The sequence below is a fragment of the Nocardia sp. SYP-A9097 genome, from assembly GCF_009649815.1.
Taxonomy (GTDB): Bacteria; Actinomycetota; Actinomycetes; order Mycobacteriales; family Mycobacteriaceae; genus Nocardia.
Genome location: NZ_WJIC01000006.1, coordinates 215,613 through 239,676, shown reverse-complemented (window position 1 = coordinate 239,676; position 24,064 = coordinate 215,613). Strand labels below are relative to the sequence as shown.

General features: G+C 58.5%; 20 protein-coding genes and 1 pseudogene. 10 read left to right on the top strand and 11 right to left on the bottom strand.

Going from position 1 to position 24,064, the window contains the following annotated elements; all coding sequences use genetic code 11:
* Window positions 1-117: 117 nt before the first annotated feature.
* The 3 genes from GFY24_RS15380 to GFY24_RS43725 form a co-directional block, all read right to left on the bottom strand.
* Window positions 118-939 carry an alpha/beta fold hydrolase gene (locus GFY24_RS15380; protein ID WP_153805721.1) on the bottom strand — a complete coding sequence of 274 codons (822 nt, stop codon included), beginning with the start codon at window positions 937-939 and terminating at the stop codon, window positions 118-120.
* A 186-nt stretch (window positions 940-1,125) separates the two neighbouring features.
* The gene (locus tag GFY24_RS15375; RefSeq protein WP_309230882.1) at window positions 1,126-1,962 is read right to left on the bottom strand and encodes a helix-turn-helix transcriptional regulator; all 837 of its coding nucleotides are present in this window, start codon (window positions 1,960-1,962) and stop codon (window positions 1,126-1,128) included.
* Complete coding sequence (locus GFY24_RS43725; protein ID WP_153805720.1) at window positions 1,959-2,489, bottom strand: DUF6879 family protein; 531 nt, start codon at window positions 2,487-2,489, stop codon at window positions 1,959-1,961. Before GFY24_RS43725 ends, GFY24_RS15375 begins: the two co-directional genes overlap by 4 nt.
* Before the next feature lie 508 nt (window positions 2,490-2,997).
* On the opposite strand from GFY24_RS43725, the gene GFY24_RS15365 reads away from it, so the two are divergent.
* A complete protein-coding gene (locus GFY24_RS15365; protein ID WP_153805719.1) occupies window positions 2,998-3,405 on the top strand; it encodes a hypothetical protein in 408 nt (135 codons plus the stop codon).
* A gap of 239 nt (window positions 3,406-3,644) precedes the next feature.
* Here the strand turns inward: GFY24_RS15365 and GFY24_RS15360 are convergent, their stop codons facing one another.
* Both GFY24_RS15360 and GFY24_RS15355 read right to left on the bottom strand, forming a co-directional pair.
* On the bottom strand, window positions 3,645-3,827 hold the full coding sequence (locus GFY24_RS15360; protein WP_153805718.1) for a hypothetical protein: 183 nt from the start codon (window positions 3,825-3,827) through the stop codon (window positions 3,645-3,647).
* A 730-nt stretch (window positions 3,828-4,557) separates the two neighbouring features.
* A pseudogene (locus GFY24_RS15355) lies at window positions 4,558-4,686 on the bottom strand (exodeoxyribonuclease III); the annotation flags it as partial.
* A gap of 103 nt (window positions 4,687-4,789) precedes the next feature.
* Between GFY24_RS15355 and GFY24_RS15350 the strand changes: the two are divergent.
* The 3 genes from GFY24_RS15350 (at window position 4,790) to GFY24_RS15340 (ending at window position 7,755) form a co-directional block, all read left to right on the top strand.
* Window positions 4,790-6,346: a recombinase family protein gene (locus tag GFY24_RS15350; RefSeq protein ID WP_194852886.1), complete on the top strand. Its 1,557-nt coding sequence runs from the start codon at window positions 4,790-4,792 to the stop codon at window positions 6,344-6,346.
* A 516-nt stretch (window positions 6,347-6,862) separates the two neighbouring features.
* Window positions 6,863-7,462 carry a hypothetical protein gene (locus GFY24_RS15345; protein WP_153805716.1) on the top strand — a complete coding sequence of 200 codons (600 nt, stop codon included), beginning with the start codon at window positions 6,863-6,865 and terminating at the stop codon, window positions 7,460-7,462.
* Between the two features lie 119 nt (window positions 7,463-7,581).
* Window positions 7,582-7,755 carry a hypothetical protein gene (locus GFY24_RS15340; protein ID WP_153805715.1) on the top strand — a complete coding sequence of 58 codons (174 nt, stop codon included), beginning with the start codon at window positions 7,582-7,584 and terminating at the stop codon, window positions 7,753-7,755.
* A 31-nt stretch (window positions 7,756-7,786) separates the two neighbouring features.
* Here the strand turns inward: GFY24_RS15340 and GFY24_RS15335 are convergent, their stop codons facing one another.
* The 3 genes from GFY24_RS15335 to GFY24_RS15325 are packed head-to-tail and all read right to left on the bottom strand — an operon-like array spanning window position 7,787 to window position 9,466.
* A complete protein-coding gene (locus GFY24_RS15335) occupies window positions 7,787-8,623 on the bottom strand; it encodes a helix-turn-helix transcriptional regulator (RefSeq protein WP_309230881.1) in 837 nt (278 codons plus the stop codon).
* Window positions 8,620-9,156, bottom strand: coding sequence for a DUF6879 family protein (locus GFY24_RS15330; protein ID WP_309230880.1), 537 nt, complete (start codon window positions 9,154-9,156; stop codon window positions 8,620-8,622). The genes GFY24_RS15335 and GFY24_RS15330 overlap by 4 nt, the downstream gene beginning before the upstream one ends.
* On the bottom strand, window positions 9,125-9,466 hold the full coding sequence (locus GFY24_RS15325) for a hypothetical protein (RefSeq protein WP_153805714.1): 342 nt from the start codon (window positions 9,464-9,466) through the stop codon (window positions 9,125-9,127). The genes GFY24_RS15330 and GFY24_RS15325 overlap by 32 nt, the downstream gene beginning before the upstream one ends.
* 219 nt (window positions 9,467-9,685) lie before the next feature.
* Here GFY24_RS15325 and GFY24_RS15320 point away from each other — a divergent pair, with 219 nt between their 5' ends.
* The 4 genes from GFY24_RS15320 to GFY24_RS15305 all read left to right on the top strand — a co-directional run bounded on the left by GFY24_RS15320 (window position 9,686) and on the right by GFY24_RS15305 (window position 18,448).
* Window positions 9,686-10,210 carry a hypothetical protein gene (locus GFY24_RS15320; protein WP_228566340.1) on the top strand — a complete coding sequence of 175 codons (525 nt, stop codon included), beginning with the start codon at window positions 9,686-9,688 and terminating at the stop codon, window positions 10,208-10,210.
* A gap of 1,079 nt (window positions 10,211-11,289) precedes the next feature.
* Window positions 11,290-11,706 carry a head decoration protein gene (locus GFY24_RS15315; protein ID WP_194852885.1) on the top strand — a complete coding sequence of 139 codons (417 nt, stop codon included), beginning with the start codon at window positions 11,290-11,292 and terminating at the stop codon, window positions 11,704-11,706.
* Window positions 11,707-12,770: 1,064 nt separating this feature from the next.
* Window positions 12,771-13,646, top strand: a complete 876-nt coding sequence (locus GFY24_RS15310) for a hypothetical protein (RefSeq protein WP_153805712.1) — start codon at window positions 12,771-12,773, stop codon at window positions 13,644-13,646.
* Window positions 13,646-18,448, top strand: a complete 4,803-nt coding sequence (locus tag GFY24_RS15305) for a tape measure protein (protein ID WP_153805711.1) — start codon at window positions 13,646-13,648, stop codon at window positions 18,446-18,448. Before GFY24_RS15310 ends, GFY24_RS15305 begins: the two co-directional genes overlap by 1 nt.
* Window positions 18,449-19,188: 740 nt before the next feature.
* Here GFY24_RS15305 and GFY24_RS15300 read toward each other — a convergent pair.
* Window positions 19,189-20,043 (bottom strand): exodeoxyribonuclease III, encoded by an 855-nt coding sequence (locus GFY24_RS15300; RefSeq protein WP_309230879.1) that lies wholly within the window; start codon window positions 20,041-20,043, stop codon window positions 19,189-19,191.
* A 63-nt stretch (window positions 20,044-20,106) separates the two neighbouring features.
* Here GFY24_RS15300 and GFY24_RS15295 point away from each other — a divergent pair, with 63 nt between their 5' ends.
* Window positions 20,107-20,967 (top strand): alpha/beta fold hydrolase, encoded by an 861-nt coding sequence (locus tag GFY24_RS15295; protein WP_228566339.1) that lies wholly within the window; start codon window positions 20,107-20,109, stop codon window positions 20,965-20,967.
* 84 nt (window positions 20,968-21,051) lie between these two features.
* The gene (locus GFY24_RS15290) at window positions 21,052-21,870 is read left to right on the top strand and encodes an SAM-dependent methyltransferase (RefSeq protein ID WP_153805709.1); all 819 of its coding nucleotides are present in this window, start codon (window positions 21,052-21,054) and stop codon (window positions 21,868-21,870) included.
* 19 nt (window positions 21,871-21,889) lie between these two features.
* Here the strand turns inward: GFY24_RS15290 and GFY24_RS15285 are convergent, their stop codons facing one another.
* Window positions 21,890-23,152 (bottom strand): acyl-CoA dehydrogenase family protein, encoded by a 1,263-nt coding sequence (locus tag GFY24_RS15285; protein ID WP_153805708.1) that lies wholly within the window; start codon window positions 23,150-23,152, stop codon window positions 21,890-21,892.
* 19 nt (window positions 23,153-23,171) lie between these two features.
* Complete coding sequence (locus GFY24_RS15280; protein WP_153805707.1) at window positions 23,172-24,050, bottom strand: SDR family oxidoreductase; 879 nt, start codon at window positions 24,048-24,050, stop codon at window positions 23,172-23,174.
* Window positions 24,051-24,064 lie beyond the last annotated feature (14 nt).

The window sequence follows — 24,064 nt, the reverse complement described above, 5'->3', positions numbered from 1 at the left end:
CTTCTTGGAGACGTTCACCGGTCCTGCACCCCGTTACTTACCCTGCTGGCAGCGCGGCTATCAGTCATGACTGACGAATCTACGTCACCGACCCGGCGGCTGGCCGGTGGCTGATCCCTAACTGGTCGGATCAAGTCGAGACGCTGGGCATGATCCGCCCGCATACCGCAATTGAGCGGGAGGGATGGTGGCGCGTCGATCGCTGCGAGTGGCGGTGATGACCGCGCTCACGCAGGCCGCGACCAATTCGGGTTGGTCCGCGGCGACGTGGTGCCCGGCCCAGTCTGCCACTACCAGCAACGCGTCCAACTTCTCGGCCAGCGCCCGTTGCCCGGCCTGCCATTGCTGATCGAGCTGGTCGAGTGTGAGCGGAGCGTATTCGGCGGCGTCAGCGGGAGTCAGACGTGTCCACCGTCCCGGTGCGCTCGCCAGCACCGCGGCGGGCACCGGCCCCCACACGGCCGCATCCAGCTCGGCGATCGATCCCGCGATGTCCAACATCGACGACCCCGGATTGTCCTGGCCCCCTTCATATGTCGGCCAGTCAGAACCCTTCAGATGCTCGAGCGTCGTGCCATCCACAAGCACCAGCCCCGCCGTATACGCCCCGTAGCGGGCGGCGTACATCATGGCGATCAGGGCTCCGAGGGAATGACCGACCACCACATGCGGCGATTTGATCGCAAGCTTGTCGAGCACACTGCGCAGCTCATCGGCCAACGCTCCGAGTGTTCGTGGTTGACCAGCCAGATGCGAGGGCAGCGGATCACTGGTACCGATGCCGGGGCGGTCATAGGTGACGGTGGTACGCAGATACAGTCTGGGCAGCACCTGATCCCACTGGTCTTGTGATGTGCCGAGGGCGTTTACGTGAACCACGGGCACCGAGGTGTCTCCCGTCGAGACACTCGCGGCCAGCCGATAACCAACATCAACCATCTCGATTCGCCTCACCCACAACAGATACCATCGCCCCGCCGCCCCACATGCACGATCGATCGATTGCCTCACCCTGTTTCGCAGTTGAGGAGCGGGCGGCCCGGCTCGATGTGATCACGGTGAGCCCCGAAAAGACCTATGCCCGAAGGGCTATTTGGGCTAAGCCTTCGCTGCCGGAATAGGTACTCAGCTGACCCTCGTTTCAAGCGCCTTACGAATCAGCGCGCGGGCAGGCTCGCCAGTAACCGATTGTTCAGCGAGCAGCCTGAATGCCTTGCCGTATATGGCTATTTCTCGCGGTGATGTGATCGTGAGTGCCGCGGTGATTCCTTCGGCCATCACCACCCGTTCGTCGTAGATGACGAAGTTCGTCGGAGAGACGAGGTACGGGGAAGCCAACGGAACAATCCCCAGGAGCACCCGGGGCAATGCCATCGCGGTCAGCAACCGGTCGAGCTGACCGAGCATCACGTCAGTGTCACCTACTGTTGTGTACAGGGCCGTCTCATTGATGAGGTAGTGAACTCGGCGATCTCCCCCGTAGAGGTACTGCTGTTGTCTGTCCATTCGCGCGGCGACAGCCTCGTCCGTATCGGCCGGTGTTTCGTTGAACTCGGAGACCTGACGAAAGATGGCGGCGGCGTAGTCGGGTGTGTGGAGCAGGCCCGGAATCAACGCGGGATCGTAACCGCGGATCAGTCTGGTCTCCGACTCGATAGAGTGAATCTTCTTCTGTTCTCGCCGTATCCCTCCGCCGAGCGCCCGCCGCCAGTCAAGGTAGGCGGCATCAACGTTGCGGAGTGTGGCGATAAGTTCGGGAACTCGCGAGACCGTGTCCGCATGGCTGCACCAGGCGCGTATGTCGTCTTCGGTCGGCATTTGTTTGCCGTACTCGATCTTCGACACCTTGGACGGAGGCCAGCCCGCCATCACGGCGAGCTGGCGTCCACTCAGGCCCGCATCGTTGCGGAGATCTCGAAGCTGCTGCCCCAGGGCCTGGCGCGCTTGTTGGACAGTGGTCACGTGGCGACGGTAGCCCCGTCGTATTCGGCGTACGGGACTGCACGCGACCACAAAGAGTCACGTACCGAAGCGCACCGGCGAACGATCACCGGATCGGTGGTCACAGCAGCGCCCGACGCCGCACCTCTCGGATCGAACAACGTGAAGGCGACTGTGTTCTCATCGAACATCCAGTAGTCATCAGTCGGCAGTTCCTCACCGTCGACGGCATGTCGCGGCAATAGCCGAATCTGTTCTCCCGCTTCGATATTCAGCGGCGAAACCGCCAAACTCCATCGGACGTAGTCGACGTGCGGGACGGTCACAACGCGAAGGCGCGTGAACGACACCCCGTGCTGGGTCCGCTCCCGCACCAGGTCCAGCCAGCTCCGAAGCCATTGGAAGTCATCGGGTTGTCCAGCGAGGAACTTTCGGAAGGGTCCTGATTCCTCAGGGGTGCTGTACGAGTCCTGAACTTCGATATGGAAGGCAGTGTTCCGACAAGTCCTGAACAGGTCTCGGAATTCATCACCGGCTAAGTGGAGCATCGCGCCGCACCTCCTTGCCCTGAGGCACCTCCACACACGCTTCGTGGTCCGGAATATCCATGTGGTTCAAAGCTTCTCGATCTGTGACGGCACCCCCGGTAAGGGTAAAAGTACCGTGCCCGGTGTCGTGCAGGACCGTGCCAAGACATGTTCCCGGCTCCAAGAACCCGAGCAACGGGTGTGGAATCTCGATCAACTCGGGATGTCCTGGCACACGCCAACCTTGGACGATGTATGCCCCTTGTTCGGTAGCCCACAGCGTCGGGGAGTGGTCGCCCTGGGTGTTCTTGCCGAGGAAGCGAGGGAGCATGGCGTTACCTCCGTATGCGGTTGTTCGAACCTTCAGTATGGCTAGAAATTCAGAGCATCACGGCTAGTTTTTCAAGCAATCTGGAGCAATCTTCTCGACCTTGTGGAACACCAATCCCTAGCGTCATGACCAGGCGTTCGGGGCCGGTGCGGTCGACCCGCCCCCGGACTGCCTCACCAACAACGGACAGGGGCCGACGTGAGCAACAACCAACGGCGAGACAAAGTGGTCATCTACGTAAACCGTGGCGTGCTGACGAGCAAAGCCGATCTTGACTGGGCAACCTTCTACGCACGTCAGCGCGCCCAAGAACTGAATCTGAGGGTTGCCGAGATTCTTGTACTCGGCAACAGCGATGGCTCGCACATGCAGACGCTCTACAACGCGGTCCGACAGGTCGATTCGGCGCGTGTGATCACTCCGGATCTTGGGCACGTCGGAGGGAATTCGGATCACGTCACCGCCTTTGCGGAGCTGCACACCGTCACCCCGACGAAGACGTACCGCTGGCGGCTCGGACTCTCATCGACGGAACTTGCCGACGCGTTGAACCCATCGCAGAGCCACACCGACGCTCGGGAGCCTCGGGAGGAGGTGGGGTCATAGCCGAACTCAGGACACCTTAGAAACGCTGTCTACCAACGTGCTTCACGACAGGCCCCCGGCACCTTCGCGACCGCGCCGGGTTTCGACATCGGTCCACACCGAAAACAGCAGAGGCACAGCGTGATCAAGGAACCTTCCCCTGACCCGGTGAACCATGGCAGCTTGCCGCGCTGATGCTTGGCGGCGAATTGACTTGCCCCCGACAGCCTTTGTGCTGCCGGGGGCTCGTCGTTTCAGCGCTACAGAACCTCTGCAACGGCCTGGATTACGGCGGGGCGCTCCGGTCCCGGTACATCCTTCAGGGCCTCGCGAATGAGCCGGATCTTGTTCTTGGTGACGACGATCTTGGCCACGCCGGCGGCGACCGATGCGGTTGCACCCGTCACGGCGGAGGCGATCGCGATAGCGGTTGGGACGTCCACTGATTTCCTCTCTGACGCTGGTCGAGAGAGGGGTTTGGGCGAACCTCAGCTCGACCAGACATGTTTCTACGCCTGGTGAACCAAGGTCCGACCTTCCGGCCTTAGGAGGGAACTTGTAGGCAGCCACAGCTGCCGGGTCTTCGTTTGGAGCTCAGTCTTCTGTAGATCTATCTCCCGGCGATGCCGCCCCGCGCCGGTGCTTAGGCGGCGAACTTGTGGCCCCAATGGTGCCAGCCAATGGGGGGGACAAGCCCGAAAGGCTGACGCTACTCAACGCCTTTCAAGATCGCAATCTGCTGCTGAACAACCTTTTTCAGGTATCCCAGATAGGAACCTGTTGCCCGCGTGGAGCGTCCAACGAAGCATGGACGATGAACCAATCGAGTTCCGGCCCAACATAACCGCCGCAGGAGAGCCTCCGCCGCCGACGCTCACGGCCATGTACGACAACCGCCGAGCCAGGTAGTGGCACGAGGATCAACCAGAGTCCCAGGCGTCGGAGAACCTCAACGCTCGAAGGTGGGGTCGACCACCTAGAAACAACAAGACCCCGGCCGACATGACCAGGGTCTCCAGAAATCCCCGGGAGGGAATTCAGTCAGACCAATACGCGTTCAGCGGCTCGACTCAGAGTCGGAATATCGCTGAACTCCACAGTGACTGGCGCATGATCGGACCAGCACCAGGGTGCCGCCGAGTAGCAGCCAGGCCCGGGCCTTGGAGGAGATGTTCACCGGTATTGCACCGTGACCGGTGCGTGGTCGGACCAGCGCTCGGCGTACGTCGCGGCCTTCTCGACCACGGCTTGCTTTGCGCGCATGGCGATATCGCCGCGCGCCAGCTGGTAATCGATCCTCCACCAGACCGACTCGACTTTACAAACCCTAGAATCGCCCTTGATCTGGAGAGGAACCGAGATGCAGCCCCCATTACGCGCCTTGCTGGTAGCGCGGCTATCCGTCATGACTGACGAATCTACGTCACCCACGCGTCAGCTCGAGCACGGACGCAACACTGCCCAAGTTCGCGGCTGGACCGAGGCCGGAACAGCAACCGACTTGGACGTGTCCGCCACCAAGTACTCACCGTTCGATCGGCCGGTGCTCGGCGACTGGCTGAAGAACCGAGCGCATGAGTTCGATGTGATCGTGGTGTGGAGGCTTGACCGGCTGGTGCGGTCTTCCAAGGATCTTGCCGACTTGATCGCATGGTGCGAGGACAACGGCAAGAGCCTGGTCTCAGCTACCGAAGGTTTCGACCTAGCCACACCGTTCGGTAAAGCGATGGTTGCGATCATCGCCGCGCTTGCAGAGCTGGAAGCTGGCACGCTATCAACCCGAGTCAAAGACTCGCATAATGCTTTGCGGAAGATGGACCGGTGGCCCGGTGGGCAACCACCATTCGGGTACATGATCGTAGATCATCCTCGGGCGGGTAAGACGCTGGCGATTGATCCTGTCACCTCCAAGGCTGTACGGATTATGGGGGAAATGACTATCGCCGATAAATCTCAGTGGGAGATCGCAGCGCGGCTTACCGCTGATGGATTCCCGACACCCGCACGGCACTACCACAAAGAGGGAGCTAGCCGGAAAACTGAGGTATCAGACGACTGGAACCAATCAAGCGTAGGGAAAATCCTCAAGTCTCCCGCAACCCAGGGATTCAAGCTGGTTGGCCGTTCAGTGAAAGAACGGCGGCTTGCACGTGGTGCTGACGGAATGCCTATAAAATATTGCGCTAAGGGGATCTTCACTGATGAGGAATGGAACCAGATTCAGGCAATCCTGAAAACCCGTTCGCGTACCCGTGAGCGTTCCCACGGTGCAGCTCCCTTGCTTGGCATTGTTTACCATAGCGTGTGCGAAGACCGGTTGTACCGAGCCAGCACCACCAACCCCAACGGCAAGACGTATTCGTATTACCGGTGTGTACCTAAGTCGGGCAAGCCCCGATGCACCGCAGCCACATTCGTTGAATCCGTAGTACAAAGAATCTTGGATGACGCCGTATATATGGAACTCTACGACCTCCCGATAACAGTCCGGAAGGTTATTCCGGGAGAGGATCACACAGACGAACTCGAAGCAGTTACCCGAGCTATGACCAGCATCCGTGACGAGAAAGACCTTGGGTTCTATGACTATGACGGAGGGGACGGAGACTACCGGGAGCGCCTCGGGGCTCTGGTGGAGAAACGCAAGTTGCTTCAGTCGCTCCCGCAGCGTCCAGCCGAGTACATAGAAGAACCGACCGGAGAAACATACGCGGACGCATACCAGCGGATGAATCCGGAGGAACGCAGGGCACTGCTCATGAAGGCGGGCATCCGGCTATATGTCACTAGCCTGCAACCAGCTGATGTCAGACTCCACGTGCCTGATGAATTGTACGACGCTCTGAGCATTCCGAAAGATGTAGCGGAAAGACACAGGGAAGAACGCAGGAACAGTCTGCCCGCCTACATATCCGCAGACGGGTATTGGGCCTCTCCGATCAAAGATGATGAGGACAAGTGACAAATACCGAACAAGAACTAGCCGAGACGCTCCAGAGCGAAGTAGAGATCGTGGGTGAGTCTTTGGTGGACAGTCCTACTTTGCTCCAAGCATGGATCATAGAGCGTGGAGACGCCCGATACGTGCTGGAATCCAGGTCCCCGAGAGTCAAACTGCATCAACAACTGTATGAACCATTGGCAGCGTTCCTGGCCGCGAACCCGCATAAGTTGGTCTATGAGGATGAATACCGAGACACATCAATGATGGGTTATCAAAGAATCATCCGAATTTACCGGATCAACTGAAACAAGTAAACCCACGGTCGGAGCATGTCCTTAGCAAGCTCCGACCGCGGGCACTAAAGAGGATACACGATGAACAACACAGAGCTAATACAAGCGCGCTGGTCTAAGCGGTTTGAGAAGACGTTGTACTTCGTCACCGCTCCCGGCACAGCCAAAGGGCAGCCTTTCAATGCTGCCGAACTATCCGAACTTCGTAATGAAATTGATCGAGTCCTAGGGGACACCAATAGTGACGACAAGCAATAACCTATCCAAGTTTGAATGGATGAAAGCGTTTGCCTACAACGGGCAAAAGATGCCCGCTGAAGCGGCCATCGTTATCTGGCACCACATCAACTCCGTGACACTGGAATGGAAAGTGAGCTATGAGGACATGGCCCATGCCTCCGGCAAGTCCGCTGACGCCATGGAAGCTCAGGTAAAGAAGCTGGTTACTGCCGGTTGGCTGGCGATCGCCGAGCGCGGCGGCAAGGGCAAGAAGACCAAGTACCGGCTTGCAGTGCCGGACGGCTTCGACTGGTCCAGATGCACCCAGGACCACAAAATGGATGGGGGTGTACACACCCCCAATAAGGGGCGTACACACCCGGTAGTTGGGGGCGTAGACACCCCACTATATAGAGATAATAAATCTACTACAGACATTAACATGTATAGAGAACTAGATGGGGGTGTGGACACCCACTGTTGGGATGGGTGGAAAGAGAACCCGGCTGCCAGTGAAGCAGTCACCACAACCGATCACAGTGTAGAAATCGGCACTACCGATGAATGGCCCGGTTCCGCCACCGCAACCAGACGCCAAGAGCAACAGACTCAGCTTAGTTAATAGCGCCTTTCTAAGCCCCCACAACCGTCTAGGCATACTCATGTATGCCCTAGGCGGTTTTCTTTCGTCCACGGCTAAACGAGGCGGCAGTTTTGCCGCCTCCGGTAGACTTCCCATCTATGGACAAGACTGCGGCAGATAGTTTCGAAGGTATCCACGGACAGTTGACCACCGTCCGTGAACACTTAGCAGATATCCAAGTGTCCCTTGCCGGAGTCAAGGAAGCACAGAACGAACACAGCCAGATGCTCCAAGAGATTTCGTCTCGGTTACCGATCAAATCTGATCAGTAGCCTACCGAGCTGCTAAGTCGCACTCCGAGAGCTATTCGGACCATGTTTCGATCGCTTTCCGAATCAACGCCCGCGCTGCATCACCCGTGACAGATTGAGTTGCCAGAGCATCAAACGCGCGACTGTATATCGCGATCTCTCGGGGCTGAGTTATGCTCAGCTCCGCTGTTACCCCCTCCACGGTCACAAGCCGAGTGTCGAACATGACGAAGTTCGTTGTCTGCATCGGTGGACCGGACTGAACTGGGACGATACCGAGCAAGACTCGCGACAGGCCGATTACCGCCATAAGTCGGTCTAACTGTCCGATCATGACGGTTTTAGTGCCAACCGACGTATACAACGCTTGCTCAGAGACGAGTATGTGAAAACGCCGTTCGCCACGGTATAAGAATTGCTGACGTTCGATCCGCTTCGATACAGCGTCGTCTACATCGTCGGGAAGTCGGTAAAACTTGACGTAGTGCCTCAGAACGCTTTCAGCGTATTCGGCAGTTTGGAGAATGCCAGGGATGATCACCGGCTGAAATATCCGTACAAACTTCGATCGCTCGGCAAGCCTCACTGATTTCTGCTGTCCACGCTTCAGCCCTGTTGCGTGCTGTCGCTTATATTCCATATAAGCGGCGTCCATGTTATGGACGGCGGCTAGGAGGTCTTCGAGTTGGTCACCCGAGCCGGTGTGAGCACAGTAGGCGCGTACATCAGCATCGGACGGCTTGACCCGGCCGTACTCAATCTTGGAAACCTTCGTTTCATGCCACCCTGACAGGCGCGCAAGCTCGCGGCCGGAGATCCCCGCCCTTCGGCGTATCTCTCGAAGCCGCTGCCCGAGCGCCCGCCGGGCCTCGTCAATGCCTCCACTCACCGCCGGACGTCGGCCGCGTGCTCGGAGACATACTCTGCGAACGGCGTTGCCAGCGGCCACAGGTGCTCTTTCACCTGTCGATACTGGTCAACGATCCGCGGATCTGCGGTTAGCGCCGAAGCGCCAGCCGCACTCCCGTTCTCATCAACAAGATTGAACACAACCCGCTTGTCATCCAACAGCCAGAAGTCATCCGATGGCACAGCCCCGGCCAGATGTCGAGGCAGATACCGAATGTCTTCGCCCGCTTCAGCATTCAACCGGGTTAGCGCGAGCAACCATCGCTGATAGTCCACGTGCGGGATGGTAACCACACGCACACGGGTAACACGCACGCCCCGGGCGGTTGTTGCCCGTACTAGCTGCGTCCACGGTTCGAACCATGAGTAGTCGTCCTGCTCACCGTTCAGGAACCGCCGCAACGGATCTGACTCGCTCGGTACTGCGTAGGTGTCCCTGACTTCGAGGTGGAAGGCTTCACTGTGGCACTGCCCGAACAGGTCAGGCCACGGATTTCCGCGAAGCAACTGCACCGAAAAACATCCTCTCTGCCTTCGGAACCTCAATGGCGGTTTCGTAGGTCTCCATGGTCATCTGTTCCAGAGTTTCAGGGTCGGTGATCGCCCGACCCGACACGGTGAACGTGCCGCGCCCTGTGTCCGCCAACGTGGTGCTGATGAACGTGTCCGGCTCCAGGAAGCCGAGCAGCAGGTGAGGAATCTCGACAGTGCCGGGTTGATCTGTAACCCATCCGATGATGACGTAGCTGTCCTGGTCATTGGCGTAAAGGGTGGGGCAGTCGTTGCCGCCTGAACCACCCTTGCCGAGGAAGTGCAAACGCATGATCTAGCTCCGTATTCGCTTGTATGCACAGACTTTCCGTGCTGCCTTCGATGATCCCTCGAACTATCCGAGTGGTCTGGCTGATCGCTCAATATGAGCAAGTTTTGTCATACTTCTAGACCCGTCTACAGACCGCTTCCTAGCGTGAGGTCCAGGCGTCCGGGGCCGGTGCAGTCGTCCCGGTCCCGGATTGCCTAACCAGCGACGACAGGGGCAGTCATGGCCGACACGCCTGACGAACGAGACCGCTTGGGAGTCTTCGAGTTCCCGGGTGGCTGTCTGGAGCTTCAGAGCACCGGAGACGAGTCCGACGACTTCGCGGGCTTCTACGTGGGCTTCCTGGAGTTCAGAGCACTCGACAGCCCAGACGATGAGAGGGCGATCATGCAGTACAAGCCAACGGCCATTGGGTACCTGCGAACTGACGTATCCAAGCTGGCTCAACTCTGGGACCAAAGCCAAATCCGTAGGCTCGCAACACGTCTCGGCTACGACTTTGCCGACATGGTGATCTATGACCCCCGATTCGGCCGGCCGCCGTTGGCACGGCTGAAAGCCCAAGTCACCCGGCTAGATGCCGAAGCGGTCATAGTCCCCAGTCCTGAGCACTTCGAGGATGGGCAGATACCCGGAACCTTGGTCCGGCAGGCCGACGTGATCACGGTGAACCCTGAAGAGACGTACGCGCGGCGCGCCTACCCGCCGCTGCGAGACCTCCCACCCGCCAAGGCGGACGGAGCCTAGGTAGTACCCAAAACAGAAAGGCCAGTAAATGAGTTGGACCGAGGTTGTAGTTGTAGCGATCTCCGCATTGGTGATCCTTGGCTGTACTGATTCGTTCCCGGCGTTACGCCGGACGAAGTAGGAACCACTCCGAAGCTCGGGTAGGCCAAAGGGGGGAGGTTGGTCGATGACCTGACCTAATGCGCCACCAGGCGCTGTTTACTCCACACAGAACCCTCGGGGTACGTCTGCACACCTTCCTCTTGTAAATGGGAGGTCCTTACGGATGTAACCGCCCCCGGGGGTTTCTGCATGCCGTGAGGCTTATATCACAATCTACCGTTTGTGCACAGATTTCGGGGGGTCGTAACACCCATATATATGAGGGAGGAACGACCGAACCTGAGAGTAAACACTTAAAGGCCGCTCAAGCACAGGTGTTGCCCGGAAGGCATTTCGCGGCTTAGAAGGGCATCTAGGCGGGTTTAATCTACGTCTTAGCCCCAAGGTTCGAACTACGAGGTCTAAGCCCCGCTTGGGCTACCGGTCCCGCAGTCCACTGAAACTAACTTCTGTGACGTCAGTCACAATCTAGTCTTTATGGACAGAATACGGGGGGTCGTGACAGGCATATATATATAGAGGCGGTTGAGACGATCACAGATCGGCTCCCCTCTATAGATCGCTGGGTCTCGTCAGCCAGCGATTCATGCCCGGTCCCCTGATCAACCGGGAGGGATGCCCGATAGCGGGCATCCCCAAGCTTCCCAGGCAAGGGAAGACCGCCGGAATACCGGCGGTAAAACCTGCGAGGACGAGTGCCTTTCGGGTCCTCTTCTTGCCGAGCATCAACCTAACCCCTGATGCCCGGTTACAAACTTCCAGCGGCTTCGGCCGCTTTTTCTTTTGGCCAAGAAGCCATAACCGTGATGACAGGAGTGAGACCGCATGAAGTTCTGCAAGAACGGACACCCGGTCAGAGGTCCGCAAGACCGATACAACAACCGTACCTGCCGCCGCTGCGCTGTCGCAGCAAACCGTAGATACCAAATCAAATGCCGGGAAGCATTCCGGCTAATAAGAGAGCTAGGACTAGCATAATGAGTTTTGTTGACGATATGACTATGTACTACACAGAGTCTCGTCTACTCAATCGTCCATGGATGATCAGTCCAATCGGTTCTACCGACCAACGGATGACACCCACAATCACCTTGGATCTTTCCAAGTTCACTAAGACCAGCCACTACCCAGATTCAGTTATGCTCCCCGGCCTTGTTCTCGGCAAGATCACTGCCACCGGGCAGTTCGGCCTATACGACCCGAACGCTTCGGATGGTCGGCAGACCGCAAAAGGTCTGCTGTTCTCGCCGTCCGTGGTTACAGAGGGAGCTACTCAGGTACTCGGACAGATTCTGTTGAGCGGGTACGTACAGCCAGCGTCCCTTCCGGCAGGCAACGGCCTGGATGCTGCCGCGCGTACCGCACTGCGGAATATCGTCTTCCTAGATGTCTAATGCCGAGACATTCCAAACACGAACTAAGTCACTGCGTATATCGCAAAGCACGTGCCCGGCTCCGCAGGTAAACCCGGGTATGCCGCATATGCGGATACCTCATAGATACGTCCCTACCGGCCCGATGTTTTGAACGCCGATCACATAATCCCTAGGTCACTGGGTAGTTACCTTCTTGGAAAGATGCACAAGTCAATGCGCCTGCAATTCGTCTCGCGGTTACCGCGAGACTTCCAAGCAACTCCAGTTGCCCACTACGCGCCAGTGGATCAGAGAGGCGTAACCCGACGACTGGGTTAAGTCGGTCGCGGCTTGGAGCCGCATCTTACGCATGAATGGAATTCCATCCACAGACAGGCCGAAAACGTTCTGGCTTAGGAGTTACATCCAAACCGGACTAAAAGTCCGCTCTGTGCCCATTCTAGACGGCATTGCGGGTGCCTACAGATCACCCAAGATTTATGGCAAACCACACGAAAGGAACTCATGTCCTATCTTCATGAATCGCAGCGTCGGAAGACTACGCCAACTGAGGCGGAGCAAAGACAGCTATTCGAACTCTGGTTCTACTCCGACCAACACCTTGCATACCGAAAAGCCAAGGCTGCTGGTGGAGGCACACTCGCCACGAAGGCCGAAGCCTACGAATTGTTCTGCCGCCGCTGGAAGCGTCCAGAACCGCCAGAGGGCATGAAGAACCTTTCTCAACCCGATGAGGCAATCAGCCGATGAGCATTAATGAATACGGCGACGTGATCTACCTCGATGAAGTAACCGCGGCCTATCTGGATCGGCTCTCCGGCTACTAGATCTCACGTATGGGTCCGGCTAGATCTACAGGCAATTGCCTACCTGGGGTACACCCCTCCCCTCCCCCTCAACGGCCCAGCCTCAGACTCCGGTCCGGTCCCTCCCCGACGAAAAACCTTGCCTCGAAAATCGCAGAAATACCCTTGAACTGGGGACATGTGACCTTTTGTGCAGGGATCTACGCGGGCTAATGGCTGCATTCGATCACCTCCAATGATATTAGAAAGAAAGCAATAAGCGTTATGGACATTCCCATGCGGTTCATCACCGCTGACCAAAAGAACATGATGCGATTCCGGAACGATCCTCGTATTATGCAGGCTCTTGAATCGGTCCCCGGATTCAATGAAGCTGTCGCGGTAGGTTTGAAGGCCGATGTTCTGCTTACCGAAATTGAGCAGCAAGCGGAATCGGCTAATCTGATTGACCTCGACGCTATCGTTTCACAAGGCGATATTCCGGATTCCTGGCTTGAGTCGATAGGCACTAATCATCTGAAGGCTGAGATTGCCGAGCGCAAGCTAAGGCTTGTCCGCGAGTTGCGTGGCAGGGCAGCGGCACACCTTGAGTCTGCGGCTATCTATGGTATGGACGAGATTCTATCCCAGCTTAATTCTCAGTTGCAGCCAATTTTAGCGAGCATCGAGATGGCTGTTGCAGAACTTGGTGAAGCCTGGAATATGGCCGAAGCGGTGGATGCTGGTACCGCTGAGGCTTGGCGCAAGCTGATTCAACTTCGTAGTGAATACAACACGTTGCGAGCCAGTCAGCAAAAGGTCATGGCAGAAGTCCGAGACAGCCTGGTTATCGCTAAGTCGTCACGGACGCGTGATGACCGAGCAAGCGAGACGCACATCCGAAACCTCGATGATATCTGGCCCGAATGGGCTTCGCCACTGGATACCACAGGTCAGTCTATTGTTCCTGGAATAAACCCGGCGCTTGTGCTTGATCGAGGTGAAGACTCTCAGCCTTGGCCAGAGAATGACGACGAATTCATGGTCTGGGCTGTGCGGAACGATGTCGAGTTGTGGATTCCTACGATCGCGCAGCTACGCGAACTTAGCGAAACCAGATTTGAACGCTCATTTGATAGGGAAGCCGCCCGGCGTAGCGGCTGGGTGAACTGATGGCGGTCGAACTAGGTGAGGCGTATGTCTCGCTGGTTATCGAAGACAGCAAGGTTCCCGGGCAAGTTGAGAAGGCGCTCAAAGGCGCGGAACCCGGCGCGAGCCGTGCGGGTCTAGGTATCGGATCTCATCTTGCTTCGGGTATCGGAACCACGTTTAAGACCGCTGCTGCGGGTATCGGTCTAGCTGCTGGCGCGGTTATCGGTACCGCTCTTTCTGCGGGCTTCTCTCGTATGACCGCGATCGATGACGCTAAAGGCAAGCTTGCCGGTCTGGGCAACTCCACCCAGAACGTAGCGGGCATCATGGACTCTGCTCTGGCGTCCGTGAAAGGTACCGCGTTCGGTTTGGGCGAAGCCGCTACTATTGCTGCTTCTGCTGTCGCTGCGGGTGTGAAGCCTGGTGAAGATCTAACTAAGTATCTTAAGCTGACGGCGGATGCCGCGACTATCGCGGGAACGTCTCTCGGTGATATGGGTTCGATCCTTAACAAGGTTCAAACCGGCGGTAAAGCTTACACCGACGATTTGAATCAGCTTTCCGACCGTGGCATTCCGATCTTTACTTGGTTGCAAGAGTCTTACGGCAAGTCGGCTGACGGTCTCGCGGACATGGTTAAGCGTGGCAAAATTGATGCGGCCACGTTCCAAAAGGTTATCCGTGAACATATCGGCGGCGCTGCTCTCGAATCAGGTAAAACGCTTCGCGGTGCCTGGTCTAACTTGCATGCGGCCCTAGGTCGTGTCGGTGAAGCGGCTCTATCGCCGTTCCTGGACATGATGAAGGGCTCTCTTGGAGGGCTCACCGGGTGGGCGGATAAGGTCACCCCGATCGTTAAAGCCGCTTCACAGAATATCGCTACCGGTGTCAAAGATCTCGGTGCAGCATTCAAGTCGCATGGTGCGTCTATCGATGGTGTCGCATCCAATTACGAAAAGTGGGGCGTAAGAGCACGCGCCGCATACGACGGTGTGCAAGGTGTTTGGTCTATCCTCCGGAACGGCGAATATAAAGGCGCTGCGGCCACATTCGGGCTTAAAGAAGACTCCGGGGTAGTTCGAACCCTGTTCCGTATCCGCGAATCCGCGCAAGCTCTATGGGCTGCGTTGAAGAGCCCTGAAGGTGAGAAGTTTCAAAAGTTCTTCGAGACCTTGAAGGGTTCCGGAGATAAAGCGTCTGAAGGTATCAGCAAGGTTCGACAGGAATCCAACACGCTTACCGGTGTGCTGTCGAAGGTCGGGAACGCTACTACCGATATCGGTAAAAGCCTTCTCTCGCTGGCTGGCGATACCGGCACGGTAGCCGCTACGGGTATCAAGCTTATCGGTAGTTCGATGAAGTTCCTTGCCGACCATGCCGGGGTAGCCGCTACAGCGATGATCGGTTTTGTTGCTATGCGAGGTCTCGCCGAGCTCGCTGTAGCTTGGGGCAATATCGGTCGCGGTATCACCGGTCTGTTCACCCCGATGACTTTGTTGGCGACTCGCGCTCAGACTGCCGCATTGGTGGCACATAACGCGACTATGCGGGCATACCTAGCTTTCTTGGGTGCTGAAGTGCCAGCGCAACAGCTCACTATCCGGCAACGTCTAGCAGCGGCTATTGCTACTGCACGGTCGACTGCGGCTACGGCCGCCGGTGCCACATGGCTTGCACGGTTCTCGGCAGCGCAGACCACAGCGGCAGCCAGCTCCGGTGTGCTGTTGGGTGCATTGCAACGTACTACTGCCGCGACCGCGCTACTCGGTTCCCGCGTGCAAGGTGCCACGGTTACAGCATTCTCCGGTTTGAAGAACGCGGCCGGTGGCTTGATGAGCATGCTTGGCGGCCCGTGGGGTATCGCGTTGTTGGCCGCTGGTGCCGGGTTGATGGCTTACAAGTCTGATGCTGACCAAGCTAAGCGAGTCCAGGACGCGCTATCGACCGCGACTATCCAAGGGTCTAAGGCACAACTTCAATTCAGTGCTGCTCTAGACCAAAGCCGTGGCGCTCTTGACGCTAATGCTAAGTCCGCTGCCAGGAAGCTGTTAGAAAGCAATCTAGCCTCTATTACAGAGGTCGCTAACGAAGGCCATTCCCCTTGGTCTTCGTTCCAGAAGAAGATTTTTACCTGGAACGCGGCTGATGTAAACAAACAATACGATTCGGTACAGCGCGCGATCGATCAAAACGACACCCTCAAAAAGGTGTTGAAAGATCAAAAACTTGAGATGTCGGACCTTGGTCCGATCGTCGCCGAGGGTGGAGTGAAATACGATGCTTTGATCTCCGCTTTCGAGAAGACCGGGGATGCTGGCGCGGATGTCGCAGCGTCTATCCGGAATACCCGAGACGAGTTGCAACGCGCCACCAGTGAGGCAAAGGTCTCTACCCCAGGCTTCGGCACATTGTCGGAAGCTATCTCGGTACTAGCTGACGAGTCGTCAACCGCCGACCAACGACTATCCGCGATGAAACGTGCTCTCGACGCGTTGAGCGGTAAGCCGGTCGACGTCGGGGATGCTCTTCAGGCATACAACCAAGTGTTGCGAGATACAGCAGACGCCACACAAGACACCTGGGATAAGGCCAAGGGCTTCGGCGATCAACTGATTAAAGACGGTCAGATTGATACTGCGACCACGAATGGTGACAAACTAAAGTCGATTCTCGACAATATCAAGAAGACAACTCTTGATATTGCTTCTACCGGTGATCAGAAAGCCCTAAACGATACGCTCGCGAAGAACGTTGATCAGTTCAAGGCTCTTGCTCAAGCGACTGGGCTTAACGAAGATCAGATTACGGCTCTTGCCGCATCGATCAATTTGGTTCCGAAGAACATCCAATTTCTTGCGACGCTCCAAGGTGACGGAAACATCACCCAGAAGCTTGCGGCTATCAAGGTCGCGCTTGAAGAGTCGCAGCGTACCGGCCAGAACGGTATTACGGTACCGATCAAAGAAGAGGGCCGACAACAAGTACTAGATGCGTTGAACGCGGCTCATGCGAAGGTCGAAGAGGTTACCGGCCAACCAGGCGTTTTCCGGATCATCGCACCGACCGATGATGTTCTTAAAGCGATCCAAAAGATAGTTGACCTGAAAATCCCGGATAAGAATTTCGATGTTGTCGAGACTTACACCAGGATTCAGCGCGGTATCAATGATCCGAACGTCCGTAATAATGCTGCCCCGTTTTCTCCGGAGTCCGGATACCAGCATTACGCGGTAGGTGGCTCGATTTCCGGTGCTGGCACTGGTACATCTGACTCTATTCCCGCGATGCTCTCCCATGGTGAACACGTGTGGACTGCCAAAGAGGTCGATGCGGTCGGCGGACAAAACGCTATGTACGGGCTTCGTGCTCGCGCGCTAGCAGGCGGATTCAAGTTCGCTAAGGGTGGAACACCCTATGGAATCACTGAAGCCGTCAAAGCCGCTCAAGATATGGAAGGCCACCCTTACAAGTGGGGTGGTGTTGGTCCTACCCAATTTGATTGCTCAGGCTTTGTTGGATTCTTGCAGCAGGTCGCTATGGGTTTGGGTCGAGTCGCTAAACGGCTTTACACCACGAACACTCTCATGGATGGCGCTACAGCCGGGCTAGAAACCGGTCTAGGTCCGAGTGGTACATGGTTCCAAGTTGGTACGTCTGGGTCGCATATGGCGGCGACTATCGCCGGTATGAATGTGGAATCCGGCGGCGCTAAAGGTACTTCGGGTATCGGTGGTGGACGTGCCGGAGCAGCTGACTCGCAATTCACAGCCAAGTTCCACTTGCCAAACTCGTTGATCGCGGGCATTAGCTCGCTGACGACCGGCGGGAAGTTGATCGAATGGACTGATGATGACGAGCTGGAACTACTTCAGCTTCAAGAATCCGTGAACCAGGCGAAAGAGAACCGGGATAAGGTTTACGCTAACTCGAAATCTTCGGATTCTGATAGGCGTAAAGCTGATCTGGATGTCACTTCAGCCCAAAATAAGGTTGTCAAGAAGCAAGAGCAGAAAGACAAGCAAGGTCAGATTGAGGGCGGCAACCGTGTCGCACCGCAAGCCCCGGCTTTGTCTAAGCATTACACCGATGAAGAGAAGTCGTACGCGTCTAATCTTCAAGCTGTCGAGTCTGCGAACAAGAGCCGCAACGAAGTTTACGACAATCCAGAATCGACCGATGCCGATAAGCAAGTAGCGGATACCGCGCTTCAAGCGGCTATCGACAAGCTAGAGAACGGTGATGATTCTAGCTCCAGCTCTACCAAGAGCGTGAAGAGCATTCTTACCACGTTCGCTTCCAACGTCGTCGGTTCCATCTTCGACGCGTTCAAGGAACAGCTACCCAGCAAGATCGGTAGTTCTCACTGGTGGGATGTAGCGGACAAGGCAGTAGAGCTGAGTTCCTCTTCTGGAGACTCGAATTCGTCTGTCTCCCAAGCACTTCAGAACCTCGGATCGTTCGGCGCTAGCTCTTTTCTAGGTCAGCTCGGCTACAACAAGTCTGCTGAGCTACCGGAGTGGGTCAAGAACCTGAAGAGTGCTGCGGTGTACGACACTGGCGGCTGGTTGCCGCCCGGCGGCATGGCAGTGAACCTAAGCTCTTCGCCAGAGCCAATCTTCAACTCTCCCAGTCAACTTCAGGCGTTTGCAGGGTCGCAGTTGCAACCCGCTCAGGGTGGTGGCGATACCCCGACCCGGGCAGAGATCGAACGCATGATTCACACGCGGCCCAATGTCACGTTCAACGTGGCGGATGTTCCAGCGGCTATGCAGGCGTTTCGAGTTGAGCAGAAACGGCAATCCAAGTCGTACATCCGTCGCTAGCCCTAGGATGCGATGAAGTCGTCCAGGTCAGAACGTTTGTACAGAACCGCCCGCCCGCAAGCTTCCGCATATTTGGACCAGTCCCCGCCGAAGCCCAGTTGGCAAGGGTGCTCGGGCTGACGCGAAGGTACTGGGCGGCTTCAGTGCGAGTCATGTGTTCCAACAGTGCGGAGCTTGTCGCGGGCTTGGACTGTCTCGGGGCTGAGGCTCTCTCCACCAGCGTGTTTTGTCTGGCGGAATTCTGAGCACGTTCGAGCTGATCTAGCTTCCGCTCGATCCTGTCGAGTTGAGCAAATATCTCCCTGAACGGCGAGCAGTCCGCGAGGTCGGCCATCGCGTCAATCTATGTCTGATCTCATGGTTTTGGGGCCGGTTGGGATGAGTCGTTCATCGAGTGCGGCCATCGAGTGCGGCTGGGGGCCGGACGCAGGGAAGCGTACGCAGAATGCCTGCCCCAGATTGGGTAATCGACCCCGGCGGCCGGTCTCACGGAACCTATCAGCGGTTGGATCAGCCGAATTTGACGTAGACGCTATCGGCGTTGTCGTAGCGTGTCGCGGTTCCGTCCTCGAACTTCACCACGGCCGTTTGGTGTCCTTGTCGTATTCAAGCGTCTGCACTCGATCGGCCTCGTCATAGTCGTGGGGGTCGCCGTGTTGATCAGTGATGGTCAGCTTCACACCTGCCACTCTGCCCGTGTGATGACTTGCCTCACAAGGCCGTTCGGTGCCCTAGATCTCTCACACAGCCGAGAGTGCACGCTCAGCAACAGGGACTCTGATCAGGCTCTCTGCGTACTCCACAGTGACCGGTGCGTGATCGGACCAGCGCTCGGCGTAAGTCGCCGCCTTCTCGACCCGTGCAGACACAGCCCGGGCTGTGATACTTTTCTTTTGGTAAACCGCGTCGATCCGCCAACCAGCGTCATTGTCGAAGGCGCGGCCGCGGTAGGAGTGCCAGCTGTAGGGGCCGGGGACGCCGGGGTTCAGTTCGCGGACTACATCGACGTAGCCGGCGGCCAGCATGGAGGAGACCCAGGCGCGTTCCTGGGGGAGGAAGCCGGCGTTCTTGAGGTTGCCTTTCCAGTTCTTGATGTCCAGTTCGGTGTGCCCGATGTTCCAGTCACCGCTGATGACGAAGTCGTGGTCGATGCTTGTCATGCGGGCGCCGATGGCGTCGAGGAAGCGGTACTTCTCGTCCTGTAGCGGGGTGTCGGCTTCGCCGGTGTGTACGTAGACCGAGGCTGCGGTGAGGTCGTCGAAATCGGCTTCGATGTAGCGGCCGAGTTCGGCGAATTCCGTTACGGGGGTCCAGGTTTCGCCCTCGAAGGCGCCGACGCCGATGCGTACGGCATCGGGTTCGCGGCGGGACAGGATGGCGACGCCGGCGCGGCCCTTGATGCCCGGCTCGGCGTGCGACAGGAACCAGCCCGCATCCAGGGCGGGCGCCAGCACGCTACGGGTTTGCTCGTCGGTAGCCCGGGTCTCCTGGAGGCAGATGATGTCGGCCTCGGTGACCGCTAGCCAGGCGAGCAATCCCTTGGGGGCCGCGGCGCGCACGCCATTGACGTTTACCGAGCTGAGGATTTTGGGCACCCCCCAAACGTACAATGCCGGTATCCAACCTTCTCCGTGGACATCGAGGTCCAGGAAGGGGTGATGACGATGACGTCAGGCCCTGCCAAGCCCACCACCCCGCTCGCGCCCATGCGCGCGATTCACACCGGCTCGGGTGATCCGCTGCTCCTGTTGCACGGATTCATGCTGTCGCCGCACTGCTGGGAGCAGGTGGCGGACCGGATGTCCAGTCATTGCGAGGTGTTCGCTCCGGCCTTCGCCGGGCATTGGGGCGGACCGGATTTCGACGGCTGGTACCTCGATGTCAGCGCCCTTGCCGATCGGGTGGAGAACCAGCTGGACGAATTGGGCTGGCGCACCTGCCATATCGCGGGCAATTCGCTCGGCGGCTGGGTCGGCTTCGAGCTGGCGCGCCGCGGCCGGGCCCGCACCCTCACCGCTATCGCCCCGGCGGGTGGCTGGCATACCCCGTCCGTGCTGCAGGTTCGGGTGGGTTTGAAATTCCTGTCGCTGGTGCCGGTGGTGGAGGTCGGCAAACTGCTGCCCGATGCCATCACGTTCAGCGCGCCGGTGCGGCAGGCGGTGGCAATGGTGTTGAGCAAGAACACGGCCGCCGCACCGCGCCGTGCCATCGAGGCGGCCATCACCTCGGCACTGCACTGCTCGGCCATGCTGCCGATGATCGCCGGCGTCCTGCGCGCACCGGATCTGGAGGATCTGTCGACCCTGAAAACCCCTGTGCGCCTGCTGATGTGCGAACATGATCGGGTGATTCCGTATCGCGCCTACGCCAAGCGGTTCCTGCGGGAGCTGCCGGATTCGGCGGACCGGATCGTCATGCACGATGTGGGTCACGTCCCCATGCTGGAGGCACCGGATCGTATTGCCACGCTCATCGCCGAGCATGTGTATGCCAGCCGCACCCGTCTGCGCGCTGTCTGAAAACCCAACCGGCCCACCGCGAAACTCGTACGATTTCATACATATGTCCGGACAACGGGGTCCCGCGGAGAGGGGTGTTTTCAGATGGTCGATGACGAACACGTGAATCAGGCGAAACCGAGTATTGCCCGCGTCTACGACTATCTGCTCGGCGGACAGGACAACTATGCCGTCGACCGCGAGGTCGGGGACTTCTTCAAGAACGACCTACCCGGATCGGTGGCCATCGCCTTCTCGAACCGGCATGCGCTGGTGCGCGCGGTCGAGGAAATGACCCGGCTCGGGATCCGGCAGTTCCTCGATATGGGCAGTGGCCTGCCGACGGCGGACAATGTGCATCAGGTCGCGCAGCGCTGGATCCCCGATGCGCGGGTGGTCTACATCGACAATGATCCGATCGTGCTGGCGCACGGCCGTGCACTGCTCGCCGATGAGCAGACCACCATGGTGATCCAGGCGGATCTGCATGATCCGGCCGATATTCGCAAGCGCCCGGAAGTGTTGCGGCTCATCGATTTCGAACAGCCGGTCGGTGTGATCTTCAGTGCCACACTGCATCACCTCCAGGATGAGGAGAAACCCGCCGAGGTGGTGCGCTTCTGGAACGCGGAGGTCGCGCCCGGCAGCATGTTCTACGTCTCGCACTTCCGGTCGGGCGACAATGCCGAGACCAAGGCCGCCGAGGAGATGCTGCAAACCACCTTCGGGCGCGGCCGCTGGCGCACCGATGACGAGATCCGGGGACTCTTCGGCGATCTCGAAATCCTCGAGCCCGGCCTGGTCCCGTGCGGATTGTGGCGCACCACAGCGGAATCGGGCGCGGTGACCCGTATCGGCGCGGGCGTCCACGATATGACGGTGTGGGAGCAGCTCATCGCCTGCGGTATGGCCCGCAAGCGATAGCTACTGGGCGGCGGTGGCCTCAGGCGAGCAGTCCCTTCGCCACATGCGTGACCTGGATTTCATTGCTGCCCGCATAGATCATGAGCGACTTGGCATCTCGCGCGAGTTGCTCGACGTGGTACTCCGACATGTAGCCATTGCCGCCGAACAGCTGGACGGCGTCCATGGCTACCTCGGTGGCGGTTTCGGAGCAGTACAGCTTCATGGCCGACGCCTCGGCGAGGGTCGGTGGTTTACCGGCACGGCCGCGTTCGAGAATATTGAAGACCATATTCTGAATATTGATGCGGGCGACCTCCATCTTCGCCAGTTTGAGCTGGATCAGCTGGAAGCGGCCGATCTCCTGGCCCCACAACTTGCGGGTCTTGGCGTATTCCACACTGAGCCGGTGACATTCGTTCACGATGCCCAAGGCCATGAAGGCGACGCCGACCCGTTCGGCGGTGAAACTCGAACGGGCGCTTTCCCTTCCGTCGCCGCCCTCATGCTGTTCGGTCTCGCCGAGCAGCCGGTCCCGGGACAGGCGCACATTGTCGAAGAACAGCTCACCGGTGGGTGAGGCGTGCAGGCCCATCTTCTTGAACGGTTTGCCCTGGGTGAAACCCGCCATACCCTTGTCGAGTACGAAGGTCAGCACCTTGCGGTCGCGTTTGCCGCCGCCGTCGCCCTGGTCGAGTTTGGCGTAGACGATGACGGTATCGGCGTACGGGCCGTTGGTGATGAACGTCTTCCGACCGTTGAGGATGTAGTCGTCACCATCGCGGCGCACATAGGTTTTCATACCGCCGAAGGCGTCCGAGCCGGAGTCGGGTTCGGTAATCGCCCACGCCGCAACCTTTTTCATGGTCACGATATCGGCGAGCCAGCGTTCCTGCTGCGCGAGGGTGCCACGCGACATGATGGTGGTCGCGCCGAGACCGATACTCACGCCCAGCGCGGTGACCACGCCCATGCAGACGCCGGAGAGTTCGCTGATGAGTACCGCCATCATCGATTCCTGCCCGGCGAACGGGCCACCGTCGCCGGACTTCTTCCCGGGCTTCTCCGGCAGCGGTTCGCCCGCCGCGCGTGCCTCTTCCCGCTTGCGTTGCCTGGCAATGAGTTCGGCGACCACCTCCGCACCCACCGTGTCGATTCCGAACTGGCTGAACAGTTTCCGGAGGATCGGGTACGGCAGCATGTCACCGCTGTCGAGGGCTTCCAGGTGCGGGCGGATCTCCTTGTCGATGAAGGTCCGTACCGCGTCACGGATCAGTTCATCGGTCTCGGACCATTCGAACATCGTTGTTCTCCAAGTGGTTTCAGGGCAGTTGGCCGGCGATATCGTCGAGCAGCCAGGGGCCTTCGGTTTCGATGGTCTTCACGTCGTGCCAGCCCGCCAGTTCGGAGATGGCCCCGCCCTGTACGGCGAATACCTTCCCGGTGATCGGGCACTTCTCGGTGGCAAGGTACGCCACCAGCGGGGAGATATTGGCAGGACTGAAGGCATCGAAACCACCTTCCTCCAACGCATCCGCCTCGGCGGCCAGCATCGCGCCCATACCGGGTGTGGCGAGGGTGAGACGCGTACGGGCAATGGGCGCGATGGCGTTCACGCGCACGCCATAGCGGGCCAGCTCATCGGCCGCGACCAGGGTGAGCGCCGCGATACCGGCCTTGGCCGCACCGTAGTTCGCCTGCCCGGCATTGGGCACGGTGGTGCCCGAGGCGGACGCGGTATTGATGACCGCCGCGGTGGGCTGATTACCCGCCTTGGACTGATCCTTCCAGTACGCGGCGGCGTGATGCAGTACCGCCGCATGCCCTTTGAGGTGCACGGCGATCACCGAATCCCATTGCGCCTCATCCATTCCGGCGATGAAGGCGTCGCGCAGTATGCCCGCGTTGTTCACCACCACATCCAGCCGTCCGAATTCCGAGACAGCCTGGTCGACAAGGTCTTTCGCGCCCGCCCAGTCCGCGACATCGCCGGTGTTCGCGATGGCTCGCCCCCCTGCGGCGAGAATCTCGTTCACCACCTCCTGCGCGGGTCCGGCATCACTGCCTACACCGGCATTACTGCCACCCAGATCGTTCACCACCACCGCCGCGCCCTCCCGTGCGAACAGCAGGGCGTGTTCCCGGCCGATACCGCGCCCGGCCCCGGTGATGACGGCGACCCGTCCTTCGAGTGCACCCATATCCCGCTCCTTCA